Origin of the sequence: Aromatoleum anaerobium (genome assembly GCF_012910705.2) — a bacterium.
GTDB lineage: Bacteria > Pseudomonadota > Gammaproteobacteria > Burkholderiales > Rhodocyclaceae > Aromatoleum > Aromatoleum anaerobium.
Genome location: NZ_WTVG02000040.1, coordinates 861,644 through 880,356, shown reverse-complemented (window position 1 = coordinate 880,356; position 18,713 = coordinate 861,644). Strand labels below are relative to the sequence as shown.

At 65.8% G+C, this 18,713-nt stretch carries 13 protein-coding genes; 10 read left to right on the top strand and 3 right to left on the bottom strand.

The genetic code is table 11. The annotated features are described in order from the left end of the window. The first annotated feature begins 36 nt into the window (after positions 1-36). The 9 genes from GO606_RS19615 (at position 37) to GO606_RS19575 (ending at position 13,801) form a co-directional block, all read left to right on the top strand. Positions 37-2,145, top strand: coding sequence for a hydantoinase/oxoprolinase family protein (locus GO606_RS19615; RefSeq protein WP_169116734.1), 2,109 nt, complete (start codon positions 37-39; stop codon positions 2,143-2,145). Further along, positions 2,142-3,893, top strand: coding sequence for a hydantoinase B/oxoprolinase family protein (locus tag GO606_RS19610; protein ID WP_169116735.1), 1,752 nt, complete (start codon positions 2,142-2,144; stop codon positions 3,891-3,893). The genes GO606_RS19615 and GO606_RS19610 overlap by 4 nt, the downstream gene beginning before the upstream one ends. Next, positions 3,890-5,536, top strand: coding sequence for an acyl-CoA mutase large subunit family protein (locus tag GO606_RS19605; protein ID WP_169116736.1), 1,647 nt, complete (start codon positions 3,890-3,892; stop codon positions 5,534-5,536). The genes GO606_RS19610 and GO606_RS19605 overlap by 4 nt, the downstream gene beginning before the upstream one ends. Positions 5,537-5,552: 16 nt before the next feature. Next, the gene (locus tag GO606_RS19600) at positions 5,553-5,954 is read left to right on the top strand and encodes a cobalamin B12-binding domain-containing protein (RefSeq protein ID WP_211166438.1); all 402 of its coding nucleotides are present in this window, start codon (positions 5,553-5,555) and stop codon (positions 5,952-5,954) included. Next, the gene (locus GO606_RS19595) at positions 5,951-6,628 is read left to right on the top strand and encodes a hypothetical protein (protein ID WP_169116737.1); all 678 of its coding nucleotides are present in this window, start codon (positions 5,951-5,953) and stop codon (positions 6,626-6,628) included. Before GO606_RS19600 ends, GO606_RS19595 begins: the two co-directional genes overlap by 4 nt. 2 nt (positions 6,629-6,630) lie before the next feature. Continuing rightward, positions 6,631-8,196, top strand: coding sequence for a class I adenylate-forming enzyme family protein (locus GO606_RS19590; protein WP_169116738.1), 1,566 nt, complete (start codon positions 6,631-6,633; stop codon positions 8,194-8,196). A gap of 83 nt (positions 8,197-8,279) precedes the next feature. Then, complete coding sequence (locus GO606_RS19585; RefSeq protein WP_169116739.1) at positions 8,280-10,043, top strand: acyl-CoA dehydrogenase; 1,764 nt, start codon at positions 8,280-8,282, stop codon at positions 10,041-10,043. A gap of 85 nt (positions 10,044-10,128) precedes the next feature. Further along, on the top strand, positions 10,129-12,072 hold the full coding sequence (locus GO606_RS19580) for an oxidoreductase (protein WP_246979764.1): 1,944 nt from the start codon (positions 10,129-10,131) through the stop codon (positions 12,070-12,072). A 184-nt stretch (positions 12,073-12,256) separates the two neighbouring features. Then, positions 12,257-13,801: an AMP-binding protein gene (locus tag GO606_RS19575; RefSeq protein WP_169116741.1), complete on the top strand. Its 1,545-nt coding sequence runs from the start codon at positions 12,257-12,259 to the stop codon at positions 13,799-13,801. 54 nt (positions 13,802-13,855) lie between these two features. Here GO606_RS19575 and mobB read toward each other — a convergent pair whose 3' ends face one another. Continuing rightward, the gene (gene mobB, locus GO606_RS19570) at positions 13,856-14,422 is read right to left on the bottom strand and encodes a molybdopterin-guanine dinucleotide biosynthesis protein B (RefSeq protein WP_169116742.1); all 567 of its coding nucleotides are present in this window, start codon (positions 14,420-14,422) and stop codon (positions 13,856-13,858) included. A 251-nt stretch (positions 14,423-14,673) separates the two neighbouring features. Between mobB and GO606_RS19565 the strand changes: the two genes are divergently transcribed. Then, on the top strand, positions 14,674-15,690 hold the full coding sequence (locus GO606_RS19565) for an AraC family transcriptional regulator (RefSeq protein ID WP_169116743.1): 1,017 nt from the start codon (positions 14,674-14,676) through the stop codon (positions 15,688-15,690). A 91-nt stretch (positions 15,691-15,781) separates the two neighbouring features. Here GO606_RS19565 and GO606_RS19560 read toward each other — a convergent pair whose 3' ends face one another. Together GO606_RS19560 and GO606_RS19555 are read right to left on the bottom strand one after the other, a co-directional pair. Beyond that, positions 15,782-17,044, bottom strand: coding sequence for a DUF1329 domain-containing protein (locus tag GO606_RS19560; protein WP_169116744.1), 1,263 nt, complete (start codon positions 17,042-17,044; stop codon positions 15,782-15,784). A 19-nt stretch (positions 17,045-17,063) separates the two neighbouring features. Beyond that, positions 17,064-18,674, bottom strand: a complete 1,611-nt coding sequence (locus GO606_RS19555) for a DUF1302 family protein (RefSeq protein ID WP_169116745.1) — start codon at positions 18,672-18,674, stop codon at positions 17,064-17,066. Positions 18,675-18,713: the final 39 nt, after the last annotated feature.

The following is an 18,713-nucleotide window of genomic DNA, read 5'->3' as shown; positions in this document are numbered from 1 at the left end:
GAGGCGGGCCGCCCGAAAACCAAAGGAGGGTTCCGGATGAATTATCGAATCGGCGTGGACGTCGGGGGCACGTTTACCGACTTCCTCCTCATCGACTCGCACGGCAATTCGAGCGTGTTCAAGACATCGAGCACACCGAAGGACCCGTCGATCGGCGTGCTCAACGGCCTGCGGGAGATGGCCGACAAGCTTGGCTTGAGCCTCGGTGAATTCGTCGCGAAGGTCGAGCTGGTCGTGCATGGCACGACCGTCACGACGAACGCCGTCCTCACCGGCCGGGGCGTCAAGACCGGACTGCTGACGACGGCGGGGTTTCGCGACATCCTCGAGATGCGGCGCGGCTACCGCGAGGAGCTGTACAACAACAAGCTCACGCCGCCGCCGCCGCTGGTGCCGCGCGACCGCCGCCTTCCGGTCAACGAGCGGATCAATGCCGCCGGGGAGGTCGTGACGCCGCTCGACGAGTCGTCGCTGCGCGCGGCGGTCGAGGAACTGAAGCGGCAGGAGGTCGACGCGGTCGCCATCTGCTTCATGCACAGCTATGCGAATCCGGCGCACGAGCAGGCGGCGAAGCGGATGGTCGCCGAGATGCTTCCGGGGGCGTACCTCACGACGTCATCCGAATTGCTGCCGCAGGCGCGGATGTACGAGCGCGTGTCGACCGCGGCGCTGAACAGCTACGTCGGCCCGATCCTGCGGCGCTACCTCGACGCGCTGCTCGAGAACCTGAAAGGGATCGGCTTCGAAGGCGTCCTGCTGATCATGCAGTCGAACGGCGGCGTCGCGACGCCGGCTTCGACCGACGAGCGTGCGGTCATGACACTGCTGTCCGGGCCGGCGAGTGGCCCGACGGCCGGCATCACGTTCGCCGGTGTCCAGGGCTACGACCGCTGCATGACGGTCGACATGGGAGGCACGTCGTTCGACGCCGCGGTTGTGCAGGACGGCGTGCCGCTCTTGCGCAGCGAAGGCTGGATCAACCGCCAGCGGCTTGCGCTGCCGATGCTCGACATCCACACGATTGGCTCGGGCGGCGGCTCGATCGGCTGGATCGACGACGGCGGGCTGCTGCGGATGGGACCCCAGAGCGCCGGCGCCGATCCGGGACCGGCGTGCTACGGGCGCGGCGGCACGCTGCCGACCTGCACCGACGCGAGCCTCGTGCTTGGCTATCTCGATCCCGAGTATTTCCTCGGCGGCCGGATGAAGCTCGACGTCAAGGCGGCGCGGACCGCGATCGACACGCATATCGCGAAGCCGCTCGGCCTCACGGTCGAGGAGGCGGCGGCGGGCATGTACCACCTCGTCAACGTCAACATGGCGGCGGGATTGCGCGAAATCACCGTCAGCCGCGGCATCGACCCACGTGAATTCCCGCTTGTCGTCGCCGGCGGAGCGGGGCCGATCCACGGAGCGATGATCGCGCTCGAACTCGATCTGCCGGTGATCCTGGTGCCGAAGGAGTCCTCGATCTTCTGCGCGAGCGGGATGCTGCGATCCGACTTCAAGCACAGCTACGTGCGCACCTACCACGCGCTGGCGTCGAAGGCGGATGCGAGGCTGATGACGCAGCTTCTCGGGGAGCTTGAAAGGGAAGGGCGGGCTGTGCTGCACGACGAAAAAGTCGAGGACCGCGACCGCGTGCGCGTCGACTACGCGGCGGACATGCGTTACCTCGGCCAGCATAACGAGATCACCTGCAGCTTCGACATCATCCGCTTCGAAGCCGATGGCATGGACTACCTGCGCGACGCCCTCCATCGCGAGCACGACCGTCTCTACGGCTATTCGCTGGCCGGGACCGCGACTGAGATCGAGGTCGTCAACCTGCGCGTGACGGTCGTCGGCATCACGGCGAAGCCGGCGATGCAATTCATGGAGCGCGGCGACGAGAGCGCGGAGTGCTGCCGCAAGGGCACGCGACAGGTGTATCTCGCCGGCGAGCGGGCGTTCCGCGACATTCCCGTCTATGACGGCGAGGCGATGGTGTTCGGCAACATCGGCAGCGGCCCGGCGCTGATCGAGCAGGTCACGACGACGACCTTGGTGTCGCCCGAGTACGACTTCGTCGTCGACCGCGCGGGCACCTTCTGTCTCTTCCATAAGGAAATCGGGCATACCTATTTGCGGAGGGTTTTCGAATGACGAACGCGATCGATCCGATCCTTGTGACGGTGATCCAGCGCCGGCTCAAGGCGATCACCGAGGAGATGGGACTGGTGATGCTGCGTACCGCGCGCTCGCCGATCCTCAGCGAAGCACGCGATTTCGTCACCGGTCTTTACGACGCGCGCGGCCAGATGATGGAGCAGACGGCCTATATCCCGATCCTGGCGTTCGCGGTGCCGCTCGGTATCAAGTACATGGTCGACTACTACGGCGACGAGCTGTACCCGGGCGACGTGATCATCCATAACGATCCCTTCACCGGCGGCAACCAGGCGGCCGACGTCAAGATCGTGCGGCCGATCTTCGCGGCCGACCGGCTGATCGGCTTCTCCGCGATCAACGGCCACCAAGCCGACGTCGGCGGCGCGGTCGCCGGCGCGTACAACCCCGGCGCGACGGAGATCTGGCAGGAAGCGCTGCGGATCACCCCGGTCAAGTTGTACGAGAAAGGCCGCAAGCGCCAGGACGTGTGGGATTTGGTGTTCGGCAACATCCGCTTCCCGATCGTCCAGGAAGACATCCAGGCCGCGATCGGCGGCTGCGCGGTCGGCGAACGCGAGCTCGGGAAGCTCGTCGAGCGCTACGGCTGGGAACGCTTCGATGCGCACCTGCAACACCTCTACAACGCCACCGAGCAGCAGATGCGCGCCGAGATCCGCGCGATTCCGGACGGCACGTATCACGGCGCCTCGATCGTTCATTACGACGGCTTCAACGTCGGTTCGACGATGGACATCAAGGTCGCGGTGACGGTCAAGGACGAGGACATCCACTTCGACTTCACGGGGACGGCGCCGCAGACGCCCGGCTATGTCAACGCGCCGCTCGGTTCGAGCATGACGTCGGTGATCCTGACGCTGCTGATGTGCCTGAAGGACCCGAACATTCCGCAGAACGCCGGAATGGTGCGACCGCTCACCGCGCATATTCCGGAAGGCTCGATGCTCAACCCGCGCTTCCCGGCGGCGAGTACGTTCGGTAACCACCTGTCCGACCAGATCTCCGCGGCGATCTTCGACGCGCTGTCGCAAGCGTTGCCCGAGCGTGTCACCGCGGCGTGGAATCCGCTGTTCGCGATCGCCGCGGTCGGCACGAACGACCGCACCGGCCAGCCGTTCGTCGACATCCTGTTCAACGGGCTCAAGGGCGGCGGCGGCGGCACGCAGGGGGCCGACGGCTACGACCACATTGGCCTGATCGCGTGCGGCGGCGGCCTGCTCGCCCAAGATCCCGAGATGTTCGAGATGAAGGAACCGCTGTTCCTGCACCGCTTCGAGTACATGCCCGACTCGGCCGGGCCGGGCCAGTGGCGCGGCGGGCTCGGCGTCGAGATGGAGATGGAGTTTCTCAACGGCGGCAACCTCATCAGCGCGTTCGGCGACGGCATCGATCCGGGCTCGGAGGCGCAGGGGATTCTCGGTGGCGGCGCCGGCATCCTCAATCGCGGCGAGCTGCGCTATCCGGACGGCAGCGTGCACAAGTGCAGGAGCAAGGAAGTCGTATCCGGAATTCCGAAAGGGACGCGCTGGTACCAAGTTGCCGGCGGCGGCGGCGGCTACGGGGATCCGCGCCGGCGGCCGGCTGAACTCGTCGCGCGCGAGGTCTGCTATGGCTACGTTTCCCAGCAGAGCGCTGAGGACAACTACGGCGTCGTCGTCAATCCGAGGACGCTGGAACTCGACCACGCTGCAACCGAGGGCTTGAGAAAGGAGGGGAAGGCATGAGTGACACGCTGCTGCAAAAGCCGTCCGGAAAGGCACGCGATTACGAGGAGCAGGTGTTTGAAACCGGCGCCGGAATCGAGATCAAGCCCTTGTACGAGCCCGCCGATGCCGGGGATTTCGACGTCGAGCGGGACCTCGGCGTGCCGGGGGAATACCCCTTCACGCGCGGCCCGTATCCCGGCATGTACCGCGAGCGCATCTGGACGCGCCGCTTCCAGGTCGGTTTCGGGTCGCCGCAGGAAACCAACGAGCGCATCAAGTACCTGCACGGGCAGGGCGCCAACGGCTTCGTCATCACGATCGACCTGCCGACGTCGTACGGCTTCGATTCGGACGACCCGATCGGCGACGGCGAGGTCGGCGTCACGGGAGTGCCGATCAGCACGCTCGATGACATGGAGACGCTCTACGACGGCTTCGGCCCGGACGCGGTGTCGTACGCGCTGTCGATCCGTCCGCCGGTGTCGTCGGTGACGCTGGCGATGCTCGCCGCGGTCGCCGAGCGCAAGGGCGTGCCGTTCGACAAGGTGATCGGCACGCAGCAGAACGATCCCTTCTACCAGATGAGCGGCGGGCCGCTGCAGACGGTGACACAGTTCTTTCCGCTCGACGGCACGCTGCGCCTGTGCGTCGACAACATCGAATTCATTTCGAAGAACATGCCGCGCCTGAACTGGATGGTGACCAACGGCTACAACCTGAGGGAAACCGGCGTCAATGCGATCCAGGACGGCGCCTTTACCCTCGGCCATGCCTTCGATATTTTCCGGCGCGCCCGGGAACGCGGGCTGGATATCGACCTGTTCCCGAGAAGGGCGTCGTTCTTCCTCTCGTGCTCGATCGATTTCTTCGAGGAGATCGCGAAATTCCGCGCGATGCGCCGACTCTACGCGCGGACCATGCGCGAGGAGTTCGGCGCGACGAACCCCGAGTGCTGGCGCCTGCGCTTCTCCGTGCAGTCGGCAGGCAACACGCTGACCCGTCAGCAGCCGCAGGTGAACGTCATTCGCGCGACGGTCGAGGCGATGGCCGCAGTGTTCGGCGGCGCGCAGTCGATCCATCTGTGCTCATACGACGAGGCCCACGGCCTGCCGACCGAAGAGTCGTCGCGCATGGCGCTGCGCACGCAGCAGGTCATCGCCTATGAAAGTGGAATCACGAAGACGGTGGACCCGCTCGGCGGCTCGTTCTACGTCGAGTCGCTGACGAACGACATGGAGACGGCGATCCGCAAGCAACTCGCGGAAATCGACGAGCGGGGCGGAATGATCGCCTGCATCCGGGAAGGGTGGCTCGAGCGCCAGATCAACCGCGAGCGCGTCAGGAACCAGGACGACATCGACTCGGGGCGGCGCAACCTGGTCGGCGTCAATCGCTTCCGCATTGCGCCGGATGAGGAAATCCCGATCAAAACTCACAAGATCCAGGCCGACGTCTGGGGCGCGCGCCGGGGTGAGTACCTGCGGCAGTACCGGGCGGACCGCGATCCGCAGGCGTGGGCGGACGCGATGGCGCACATCGACCGCGCCTGGAAAGCCGGCGAGAACATGGTGCCGGTGCTGATGAACGCGGTGAAGAACAAGGTGACGATGGGCGAGTGCCACGAGGCCATGCGGCAGGCGCAGAGCTGGTCTTTTCGCTGAGGAGGGCTGATTCATCATGAGCATGCACAAACGCATTCTGCTGGCGAAGATGGGCCTGGATTGCCACGACACCGGTATCGTCACCGTCGCCAACATCCTGCGCAACGCCGGCCACGAAGTGGTGTATCTGGGTCTGCACAATTTCGCGGACCGCGTCGTCAAGACCGCGCTCGAAGAGGACGTCGACGCGATCGGCATCAGCTTCCTGTCCGGCCAGCACATGACGCAGATGCGCCGCCTGATCGAACAGATGCAGCGGGAAGGCCTGCGCGTCCCGGTGTTCTGCGGCGGCGTCATACCGGAGGACGATGTGCAGGCGCTGAAGGACATGGGCGTCGCCGACGTCTTGTTGCCCGGCTTGCTGTCGGACGAGGTCGCGCACCGCGTGGATCGCCTGATCGCGCGGGAGGCGGCATGAGCCGGCCGGCATCCGAGGTTGCCATCGAGCGGCACGAGCTCGCGGTGACTGCGCTCGACAAGTGCCAAGCCGCGATCCGGAACGGCGACCGCGAAGAGGCCCTGAAGCAGTGCCGCGCGATCCAGGACGAGTGGCGGCCGCTGCACGACCTCTACGTCGAGATGTCGGGACTCTTCTGTACCTACATCCGCGACCGTCTCGGCGAGGACGCCGTCGAGGACGTTTGGCGCTTCGTCGGCGAGCAGGTATGGAAGCCGATCCTGATGCAGGCGAGGGAGAGCGGCTCGACGGCGTTGCTCGTGGAGATGTACGCGCAGTTCCTGCGCGCGCACGGACACCGCTTCACCGTCGTCGAGGACGACGAGAAGACGACCTTCATCCTGCACTTTTGCGCGAGCGGCGGAATGCTGATGCGTGACGGCAAGAACGAGGGTTCGGCGCGCCACCCGATCAACATCGCGGTCCTGAAGCAACCGGCGCCGCGAACGTTCGGCCGCACGCTGTCCGCCTATTGCGTCCATACGCCGTTGTGGATGGACATCCTGCCGCGCGAATGGGGTTGGGATGTCTTCGAGTCGAGCTTCGGCAGGCAGTTCGACGACGACGGGCAGCCGGTCGACGAGCCCTGCGTCACCCGGATCTACAAGCAGCCCCGCCCCGCACGGAGGGCGTGACGATGACTCTCGATCTGATCGCGCGGCGCAACGCGCTGCGCTTTCCGCACAAGCCGGCGATCGTCTTCGGTGAGCGAAGCCAGACTTGGCTGGAACTGGACGGACGGGTGGACCGGGTGGCCAATGCATTGCGCGCCTGCGGTTTCGCGCGCGGCGAGTTCGTCGCAATCCTGCTTTCCAACTGCCCGGAATTCATCGAGCTCTATCTCGGTATCGCACGGGCGGGGCTCGTCGCGCTGCCGCTCAATTACCGGCTCACTCCCGCGGAACTCGCGCAGATCCTCGGCCACGCGCGGCCGTCGCTGCTGGTCGTCGGCGCTGAGTTCGTCGATACGGCGCGTGAACTCGAGACGCTGCTTCCGGGCCTGCAGCAGCCCTGGATGGTCGGCGGGGGGACGCTGGCCGGCGCGAAGCGCTACGAGCAGGCGGTGCAGGACGCTGCCGCCGGGCCGCTCGATTCCCCCGCAGGGGAGGACGACACCTTCGCGGTGTTCTTCACCAGCGGCACGACCGGCCTGCCCAAAGGGGCAATGGTGTCGCATCGCAACCTCGAGGCCAACGCGTTCAACCAGTTCGTCGCGGATGGCAGCCGGGGCGACGACATCAACCTCGTGTCCACCCCGCTCTATCACATGGGCGCCGTATTCATGGGCGTCACGTACATGATGCTTGGCTGCACGCAGGTGATCATCGAACGTTTCGAGCCGGCGGCGTGGCTCACGGCCGTGCGGCGGCATCGGGTGACGGTGGCGCTGCTCGTGCCGACGATGATCAATGCGGCGGTCAATCACGCCGATCTCGCGGTGTCGCCCCTTTCGTCACTGCGGCTGGTGTTCTACGGCGGTGGGCCGATGCCGCCCGCCGTGCTGCAGCGCGCGCTTGATCGTCTGCGCTGCGGATTTACCCAAGGCTATGGCCTGACCGAGACGCTCGAAGCGACCTTCCTCGTCGCCGCCGACCACGTGCCGGACGGCAGCGCGCAACAGCAAAAGCGTCTCGCCTCGGCGGGGCGCGAGGCAGTCGGCGCCGAGGTGCGCGTCGTTGGTGCTGACGGCCGCGACGTCGCCACCGGCGAAGTCGGCGAGGTGCTGGTACGCAGCCACTCGGTGATCTCGGGCTACTGGGGCATGCCGGACGAAACCGCGAAGGCGCTCCGCGACGGCTGGTTTCACACTGGCGATCTCGGGTATCTCGACGATGAGCGCTATCTGTTCCTGGTTGACCGACTCAAGGACATGGTCGTCAGCGGCGGCGTCAATATCTATACGAAAGAGGTCGAGAGCGTGCTGTACGACCACCCGGCGATCCTCGAAGCCGCGGTCGTCGGCCTGCCCGACGACGAATGGGGCGAGGTCGTCACGGCGGCGGTCGTGCTGCGGCCGGGAATGTCCGCGTCGACGGGCGAGTTGATCGAGCACTGCCGGCGATCCTTGGCAAGTTACAAGAAGCCGCGCGCGGTCGTGTTCCTCGATGAATTGCCGAAGAATCCCAGCGGAAAAATCCTCAAGCGGGAACTGCGGCGCCTTCTCGGGAGCGGGGCCGGCGTGGCGTGGCGTGGCGTGGCGTGACGTGACGTGACGTGACGTGACGTGACGTGACGTGACGTGACGCGCCCGCGCTGCATTCATCTTTCCGGAGACTGGTAGTGGCCATGAATGATTCATACCTCCCCCCGCTGAACGACCTGCGCTTCGTCCTCGACGACGTGCTGGACTACGGCCGGTTGTTCTCCCTGCCTGCGTTCGAGCACGCCGATGTCGAGCTCGCCGACGTCGTGCTCGCCGAGTCCGCGCGCTTCGCCGCAGGCGTCCTTGCGCCGTTGAACGCAACCGGCGACGAGCAGGGCAGTCGCCTCGAGAACGGACGTGTCGTGACTCCACCCGGCTTTCGCGACGCGTACTGGCACTACGTCGAGGCCGGCTGGCCCGGTCTCGACATGCCCCAGGAATTCGGCGGCCAGGCGCTGCCGGTGACGCTGCAGGCGGCGTGCGCAGAAATGGTCAACGGCGCCTGCGTCGCATTCGGGATGCTGCCGCTGATGGAGCGCGCGGCGACGCGGCTGCTGGTCGCGCATGCGCCGAAGGGGCTCGTCGATGTCGTCGCTCCGTCGCTTGCGACCGGCAGGTGGGGCGCGACGATCTGCATCTCCGAAGCGCAGGCGGGCTCCGACGTTGGCCGCATCGCGACGCGCGCCGAGCGGCAGTCCGACGGCGGCTACTGCGTGACCGGCACGAAGATCTTCATTACGTACGGTGACCAGGATTTCACCGAGCAGATCATCCATATGGTGCTTGCCCGCATCCCCGGTTCGCCGCCGGGAACGCGCGGGCTGAGCCTGTTCCTCGTCCCGGCCCGTGCGCTTCAGGCGAACGGCACGCCGGGCGCCAGCAACGGCGTCACGGTGACGCGCGTCGAGCACAAGATGGGCCTCAAAGCCTCGCCGACCTGTGTCGTGAACTTCGACGGTGCACAGGCTTACCTGGTCGGGCAGGAGAATGCCGGCCTGAAGGCGATGTTCACGATGGTGAACACAATGCGCCTCGAAGTCGCGATGCAGGGTGTCGCCGTCGCAGGCGCGGCGACTGCGAAGGCGCTGCGCTACGCGCTGGAGCGGCCACAGGGCGGTCGGGCGGACGCGCCCGCGGTGGCGATCGTCGAGCACGCGGACGTGCGAAGGATGCTGTACCTGATGCGCGCGCGCACCGAGGCGATGCGCGCGCTGGTGCTCGAAGCCGCGTTGCAGCTCGACCTCGCGCAGGCCGGACCAGAGGCACCCCGGGCGGATGCGCTCGCCCTCGCCGAATGGCTGCTGCCGGTGTGCAAGGCGTGCGGGTCGGACGCCGGCTTCGAAGTCGCGAACCTCGCGGTGCAGGTGTTCGGTGGCCACGGCTACGTCGCCGACGCCGGTGTCGAGCAATACGTGCGCGACAGCCGCGTAATGTCGATCTACGAGGGCGCGAACGGCATCCAGGCGCTCGATCTCGTGATGCGCAAGCTGCCGCAGGACAACGGCAAGCGTTACAGCCTTTTTGCCGCCCGCATCCGCGCCGACCTCGATCGCAACTCGGGCTGCGCGGAATTGCGGGAGATCCGTGACGCGGTCGTCGACGGCCTTTTGCGGCTCGACGCCTGCACCGATGCAATCGCCCAGCGAGTCGCGAATGTGAGCCGCGACGCTGAGGCCGGCGCGAGTGCGTATCTCGCGCTCGTCGGGCTCGTGGCCGGGGGCTGGATGTGGCTGCGGATGGCGGCCGCAGCGTCGGGAGATTCGCCGCTGCATGAGGTGAAGCGTGCGCTCGCCCGTTTCTACGCCGAATACCTGATGCCTGAAGCGCTCACGCTGCAGCGTCGCGCGCTGCTCGGTGCGGCGAGCCTCGATACGCTCGACGCCGAGACGCTCACGGGCGGCAGGTAACGAACCGCGGTCGGCGTCGGACGGCCGCACGCCGAGGCAAGGTGGTTAACAGAACAGACGCGTCAACACGAGGAGGTTCATGGACATGAGATATCCGAAGCTGTTTGCCCCGGGGCGGATCGGCAACCTCGAACTGCCCAATCGCATCATCAAGGCACCGACGTCGACCGGCATGAGCAACATTGATGGCTCGGTGTCGGAGCGGCTGATCCGCCACTACCGCGAAGTCGCGAAAGGCGGGACCGGGCTGATCATCGCCGAGTATGCCTACGTCGATGACATCGCGAGCAAGTCGGCGCACTGCCAGCTCGGCATCAGCAGCGACGAGCATATTTCCGGCCTGACGCTGCTCGCCGAGACGATCAAGGAGCAGGGTGCGCGCGCCGGCATCCAGATCGAACATTGCGGGCGGCAGAAGTTTCTCGGCACGCCGCCGATCAAGGCCGCGTCCGCCGTGCCGTGGCTCGCACTGAAGGCGCGCAGCGGCGACAAGGCGATCCCGGAGCAGCTGTCGATCGACGAGATCGCGCAGATCGTCGAGGCGTTCGGCGACGCAGCGCGGCGCGCGGTTGCGGCCGGCTTCGACCTCGTCGAGATCCACGGTGCCCACGGCTATCTGATCACCAACTTCCTGTCGCCGCACACGAACAAGCGCACCGATCGTTACGGCGGCTCGTTCGAGAACCGCACGCGCCTGCTTGTCGAGATCATCGAGAGTGCGCGCTCGAAGATCGGCCACGCATTCCCGCTGACGCTGCGCCTGAGCGGCACCGACTACGAGCCGGACGGCTTCGGCATCGACGAGACGATCGAGGTCGCCAGGATCGCCGAATCGCTCGGCATCGACGCGATCCACGTATCGGGCGGCGACCATCATCAAATGATCCACCAGGTCAGCCCGATGTCCGTGCCACGCCTCCACAACGTGTGGGCGGCGGAGGCGGTGCGCAAGGCGGTCGGCATCCCGGTCATCGCGTCGGGCTCGATCACGTTGCCGGACTTCGCCGAAGAGATTCTGGCCGATGGCAAGGGCGACTTCATCTCGCTCGGCCGGCCGCTGTGGGCGGACCCGCAATGGTCCAACAAGGCCCGCGAAGGCCGGCAGGAGGATATCCGGCCGTGCATCCGCTGCAACGACGGCTGTCTTGACCGGACCTTTTTCCGCTTCCGCGCCGTCGGCTGTTCGGTCAACCCGGAGATCGGGCGCGAGGGCGACCTGCAGGTGACGCCGGCTCGGCAAGCGAAGAAGGTCGCGGTCGTCGGCGGCGGCGTCGCCGGCATGGAGGCGGCCCGCGTCGCCGCGCTGCGCGGCCACCGCGTGACGCTGTTCGAGAAACGCAGCCTCGGCGGCGTGCTGCAGGAAGGTTCGGTCGCGGAGTTCAAGTCGGATCTGCGCTTCCTCAACGACTACCTGGCGACGCAGATGGACAAGCTCGGCGTCGACGTTGTGCGGCGCCGCGCCGAAGCCGCGGACATCGTCGGCCGCTTCGACGCGGCGGTCATCGCGATCGGGGGGCAGGCTTCGGCACCGCCAATCCCCGGGATTGACGGTCCGCGCGTCATGGATGCGATCGATGTCTTCAACGGCGGCGCGACGCCCGGCCGGCGCGTGCTGGTGCTCGGCGGCGGTGAGACCGCGGTGGAAGTCGCCCTCTACTTGCAGCAAGCCGGCCGCGAGGTGACGATCCTGCACCGGCGCGACGAGCTGATGGCGCGTGATTGCACGATCACCGACAAGATCTCGTACGGCGAGATGCTCGCCCGAGCCGGCATCGAGATCATCACCGGCCTGCAGGCCACGGAAATTTCGGGCGGACGGGTGACCGCGGCCGACCGTAACGGCAGGACGCGCCAGTTTGAAGCAGATTCGGTTGTCACCGCGCTCGGGTACGGCCCGAATCGTGACGGCCTCGCCGCGGCGTTGCGCGAGGGCGGGGGCATGGCCGTGTACGAGGTCGGAGACTGCGTGCGCACCGCGAAGGTCTATGACGCGATGCATGCCGGGTACCGGGCGGGATGCCGACTTTGATCCATGGCCGCCGCGCTCAGGACCGAAACCCGTATTACACGGATAGCGGCTGGAGCGCATGGCTGGCAGCGATGCGGCGAGGCCGTCAGGATGAGCGGTCCCGCCGCGGCGATACCGCGCCCCGCGCACTGCGTCGCGCGCACGGGAGCCGGGCTGCGGCAACAAGGAGGAGATGATGTCGAAAATGCCAACCGTCTACCCGAGCGTCGTGCATATGCTCGCGCACGCGGCCGAGTGCGCTCCCGACCGCGAGGCGCTCGTATGCCGTGAAGAGCGGCTTACGTATCGCGAATATCTGCGCTGTGTCGCTTGGTTTGCCGACGAACTGGTCGGTCTCGGCGCGACGCGCCAACGTGTCGGGATCGTGCTGAGCAATTCGGCCGACATCTGTGTCGCAATGTTCGGTGCGCAGGCCGCGCTCGCGCAGGCGGCGCCGTTCAACCCGCTCTATACTGCTCGCGAGTTGCGCGCGCTCTTTGCGGACGCTGGCCTGCACGTCATCGTTTATGACGAAGACAAACGCGCGATCGTCGAGCCGCTCGCCGACGAGCTTGGCATCCCGCACCGCATCTGTATCGGCGCGGGCGCACGTCGTCTGACCGCATGGCGGGACGCAGCAGACCGCGATCTGCCGCAGCCGCTGCCAGCCGGCGACGAGCTCGCGACGCTGCAGTACACCGGTGGCACCACTGGCCGCGCAAAAGGCGTGAACCTGCGCCACGATGCCATCGCGACCAACGTCAGTCAGCGCGAAGCGCTGCTGCCGACGCGCAAGGACGGCGAGCGGCTGCTGTGCGTGATGCCGCTGTTCCACATCTATGCCGTGGCGATGTGTCTGCACAACATGACGTACGCAGCCGGCACCCTTGTGATCGTGCCGCGCTACACCCCGGATGCCGTATTCGACCTGCTCGCTCGCGAGCACATCACGATCATCGCCGGCAGTCCGACGCTGTTCACGAGCCTGCTGGCGCACCCGCGGTTCGGCAGTGCCGATTTCTCGGATCTGTCCCTGTCGTACTCCGGCTCCGCCGCGTTGCCGGAGGAACTGCTGCGGCGATGGGAAGGCGCGACCGGCGCGCCCGTGCTCGAAGGCTACGGCCAGTCGGAAACCGGCCCGGTGCTGACGTTCAACCCCCTGCACGGTGAGCGCAAGTCGGGATCGGTCGGCCGGCCGCTGCCGGACACCGCGATCGAGGTTGTCGACCTTGAACATGGCGAGCGGTCGCTCGGCGTCGGGGAAAAGGGCGAAATCCGCGTCCGCGGTCCGCAGATCATGTCCGGCTACCGCAACCTGGCGGACGAAACCGCAGCGACGATCCGAGGCGGCTGGTTATATACCGGCGACGTCGGAGAGTTCGACAGCGACGGCTATTTGTACATTCGCGACCGGAAGAAGGAGATGGCGAAGGTGTCCGGCTTCAACGTGTTCCCGCGCGAAATCGAGGAGGTCCTGTACCTCCACCCGGCGGTGCGCGAAGCCGCGGTTGTCGCGGTTCCCGACGCTTACCGAGGGGAACTCGTGCATGCGATCGTCGCGCTGCGGCCGGGCGCTATGGCGACACCCGAGCAATTGACGGGACACTGCGGGGCGAACCTCGCGAAATACAAGATCCCCGCGCTCGTGTCGATCGTGGACGAACTGCCGAAGACCGCGGTCGGCAAAATCGACAAGAACCGGCTGCGCGACCGGCTCAGGCAGGTCGATCCGCCCGGAATCGGGTCTTGAACCCGTTCCCGTTATTGCCGTGGCCGACGCCCCGGCTCCGTTTCGCCGCCGCGCTCACCGCGGCGTCAAACGCAGAACCGCGCCGCTGCGTTTTGCTCGCTCTCGCGTGGCATGTTCGCGCGGCCTGCGCGGCAGCGCGAGATACCGGCAGATGAAGCGGGCGATCGCTTCGTGCTCGTCGAGATCGAAGGTGCGCAGATGCGTCTCCTCGTCGCAATCGCTCGCGACCGCGACGACCCACGGGTCGGTCGGATGAAGCGCCGCGGCAGGGCGCGCGGCGCGGCGCACTTCGATCTTCGGCAAGGGCGCGTGCTTGTAGCCCTCGACCAGCACGAGATCGCATGGCGCGAGCATCTTCACGAGGCAGTCCAGGTCCGGCTCGGGCGCGCCGCGCAATTCGCGCATCAGCGCGACGCGCTTCTGCGACGCGATCAGGACCTCGCCACAGCCGGCCTGACGGTGGCGCCACGAATCCTTGCCGGGGTGGTCGATGTCAAAAGTGTGGTGCGCGTGCTTGATCAGCGACACGCGCAGGCCCTCGTTCGCCAGACACGGAATGATGCGCTCGATCAGTGTCGTCTTCCCCGCACCGCTGTAACCTGTGAAACCGAACGCTTTCATCTGCACACCTCGTGTCGGGAAGGTGAAGGCAGATTAAAGGCAGCGGCCCGGACTGCCTATCCGTCTAACGAAGCGCCTATCCGAGTGGTGCAGATTCAGGCGTTGCGGATCGTGGTGAACGGCACCAATGAGGGAGGGTGGCCATGAAAGGATGACGCGACGAGGATGAACTAGAAGCTTGAATTAAATTAAGCATCATCAACCCAGACATAAAAAAACCTGCTCAAGCAGGATAGCGTGGAGGAGCAGTCGTGGAGACACAACATCGTTTCGGGGCCGCCGCATCTGTGCCCGTGCTGGCCAATTCGCTTCTGTTTCGGACGTCGGACCTGGAGGAGGCGCGCGATCGCGTATCGCGCGTGTTCTGTTCGCATCGGCTGCGCGTCGTCGGCGAGCGCGGTCCGATCGGGGCAGAGATGTACTTTCGGCAGATCCGGGGGATCGGCGTCGGGCGCATACTGTATGGCGCCAGTGTCGTGATCGAGCCGGGACAGCTCGACAGTTTCGCGCTGATCCAGATGCCGATCTCGGGGGCCGAGGTCGTCGAGCATGGCGGGGAGACCGTCAATTCAACCCCAGACGTGGCGTCGGTGGTGAGCCCGACGTTGCCGGTGAGGATGCGTCACGGCGCCGACACTGAGAAGCTGGTCGTCAAGATCGACCGTGATGCGCTCGAGCGTCACTGCCGCCAGCACCTCGGCGGAAATCTCCGGCAGCCAGTTGAATTCCGGCCCGAGATGTCGCTGGTCGCCCCGCGCAGCCTCTCGTGGGTGCGGCTGATGAACTGGCTGTGCGACGAGGTCGGGCAGGAGCGTAGCGGCGAGGACACGATCCTCGACTCGCCGCTCTTTTCGGCGCAGATCGAGCAGATGGTCATCGCGACTTTGCTGCTGAGCCAGCCGCACAACTACTCGGAGCGTCTCGAAGATAACGGACCGTCGATCGCGCCGCATTTCATCCGCAAGGTGGAACGGTTCATCGATGAGAACGCGCAGGAGCCGCTGACGATCGGCGAACTCGCCGAGCACGCCGGCGTCAGCACGCGCTCGCTGTTCGCCGGCTTCCGCAAGTACCGCAGCACGACGCCCATGCACTATTTGAAGGACGTGCGGCTGCAGCGGGTCCGGGAGGTGCTGCTGCAGGCTTCACCGGACTCGACCACGGTGACCAACGTCGCAATGCAGTGGGGGTTTTCGCATCTCGGCCATTTCACCTCGGACTACAAACGCGCGTTCGGCGAGAGTCCGTCGGCAACGCTGGGTCGATGAGCCGTCCACTCCCTTTTTCTCGTCGTCTCCCCGACCGTCAACGACCGGCCGGGGAGGCGGGGAGAACCGGAGGGCCGGCACTCCCTGGGGATCAGCGTCCCGCCGCCTGCAGGGTCTGCAGCGAGTAGTCCTTCGAACTCACGCTCGGGATGTTCGTTTTCCACGACGGCGAATCAACGAGGAACACGGTCGCGTGGTTGCGCTGGAAGTCGATGATCGCGCCGCCGCTCGTGCGCACGTCGGTGAAGCCGTCCTCGGCCTGCGCCGCGTACGAATGGAACTCCATGAACTTCCAGAACTCGCCCTTGCGATTGTACGCCTCGCCGTAATAGATGCGCGGGTACTTCGTGTCGACATACAGCACCTTCTTGCTGTACGGATGTTCGGACGGCGTCGTCGCTTCGATAACGTACACTTCGCGCGGCTCGAAGCGGTTGTGGTTCATGTTCCAGTACGGCACGGCGTTTTCGAGCACCGGGTATTTCTCGGCGAAGTCCTTGCCATTTTTGTTCCACAGCGGCGTCTTGCTGTTCGCGACCGCGAGCACCCAGCGCTTGCCTAGCATTTTGTAGCCGGGGTACCAGCACGGTCGCGCGTTGAAGATCTCGAGGTCGTCCTGCAACTGGTCGGACGAGCCGATCGGGTCCATCCACGCGCCTCCCGACAGCCGGCGCACGCGGCGCACTGCCGGGATGTACGCCCAGACGTCATTGACCTTGGTCGAGTCGTACATGATGCTGAAGGTGCCGAGTCCCTTCATGTCGGACGGCGCCTTGAAGTAGAGAAGCTGTCGGCTGCGTTCGGCGCCGTCGCCTTCGACCGGCTCGCCCGACAGCCGCCCTTTCATCGCGTAGCGCGTGAATTCGGCGACCGGCTCGGCGTGCACGCCCTTCTCGCCGTCGATCAGCACCTGAGTGAAGTACGGCACATAGGCGACGTCGCCGGAGAGCTGGCCGAGGTGCCAGTTCCACACGACCTTCTCGGCGGCCTGCGGATCCTTCATGTCGATGTCGGGGAACGGCTGGCCGGCCGCCCAGCCGTCAACCTGGCAGGTGTCGGCGTTGATCTTCGTCTTGCCGGCGTTCGCCTGTGAGGCCTTGGTCCATTTCGCGTCGAGCGGGACTGCCTTCGACTTCGCCAGCGGCAGCTTCCAGCCGTTGTTGCGGATGCGCCATTCCATGCGCTCGGACAGCAGGTTCCCGATCGTGTGGCCCTCGAAGGTATCGCTCTTGATCTTGTCGATGTTCTCGGCCGAGATCACCGTGCCTTCGGGGAGCTCCGCGGCACCGGCCGCGAACGTTGCCGTCATCAGTGCGACGCCGAGTGCGCCGCGCAGGGGGGTGTGCAAAGTCATCGTCGTTGTCCGTCCGCTGTCAGAAGAGGTAGGTCAGGCTGGTGTAGAACTGGTCGCGCTTGTGGAAGACGCCGAAAAGGCCGGTGTCGTCGCAGAGGCCGGCGTTCGGCGGCGCGCAGTCGCGCGTGTCGCGCCATTTGTCCGACCAGAATGCGTCGTACTCGACCTTCCAGCGCCAGTCCTTCGCAAGCTCCATCGTCACCGACGGGACCGCGAAACCGCCGCCGTAGGTCAGGTCCTTGCCGACGACGAGCTCGGGCTTCACGCGCCCGTTGTCGTAGCTGAGGCCGAAGATGCCGGTCAGCAGGAAGGAGTGTTCCTTCGTCCGTGCGCCCCAGCCGACGCTGTTCAGCAGCCGGTCGTCGCGGTCGTAGTTCTGGATCCATTTGTCGAACAGCTGCAGCGAGAAGAACATCGGCTTCTCGGTGCCAAGCAGGCTTTGCGTCGCCGCGATGTTCTTGTCCATGCGCAGCATCCACGTCAGCACGTCCTTGCGCTCGATGCCGTCGAAACCGGGCGCGACGACCTGCGACGCGAAGGAGCCGGGGATCAGCGAGATCTGGTACGGCAAGTCCTTGACGTACGCGACCTCGGTGCTGAATACCGCATCCGCCCACTCGGCGTAGCCGCTGCCGGTGAAGCCGAATACGTCGACCATCGGATAGATCACGTTGCCGAACAGGCCCGTCGTGTCGGCCCGCCCGACGGTGTCGACAGGGCTCGTGCCCGGCATGCCGTTGAACTTGCTCGTGCCGTTCATGATCGGGCTCGGCCAGAACGTCTTCAGGTACGACACCGAATAGTTGATGTCGCCGGCCAGCCCGCTCCAGCGGATGCCGCCGGTCGGGTCGCGGTAGTCCCCTTCCTTGTTGTCGAAGTCGTACGGGTCGATGTTGCGGAAATCGACGCCGGCGTACGGATGGCCGGACCACCGTCCGCCGTAGATGTCGAGTTCGGTGCCGATATCTTCCTTGCGGTCCCAGCCGGGGCGCAGGAACATCTCGACCCCGCCGTCGAGTTCGGGGACGTCGATGTTCAGCTTGAACATGATGTTGGTCTTGCGCAGTTCTTCGTTGGCTGGCTCGAGGAACGTCCGCCACGTGTAATCGAAGCCGTGAACGATGTCGTTCGCGGCAAAGAAGTCGGTCTCGCCCCACGCGATCTGCTGTTTGCCGAATCGCATCCGCGTGCGCTCGCCAAGCGGGAAGTCGATATACAGCTCGCGCACGACGTCGCCGATGTCGTTGCGGTTGTAGAGCTTCATGATGTCGCCGCGCGCGCCCGAGTGGTAATTGTTCGCGCCCATCTTCTCGAGATGCTCGAGAAAGCCGGTTTCGAACTCGCCGACTGCGCGCAGCTTCGCGACGACCGATACGTCCTGGGTTGCTTTCCAGTCGATGTTCAGCCTTGCGGTCGTGCGCGCCATCGACAGCTTGCCGCGGTCGTCGTAGCCGGGCGTGTCGACCCAGTTCTCGGTATTCCATGACAGCTCCTGGCGCAGGTAGCCGTCGACGCGGATGCTCTCGTCAAGCGCATACGCCGGCACCCCTGCCGTGGCGATTGCCACCGCGGCCGCAAGTCTTTTCAGGCGGGTACGCTTGCGCGCCCCGAACTCTTCCTTGTTTTTCATGTTTTCTCCCTTGTATATCGAAGAGGCGCAGCGCACAGA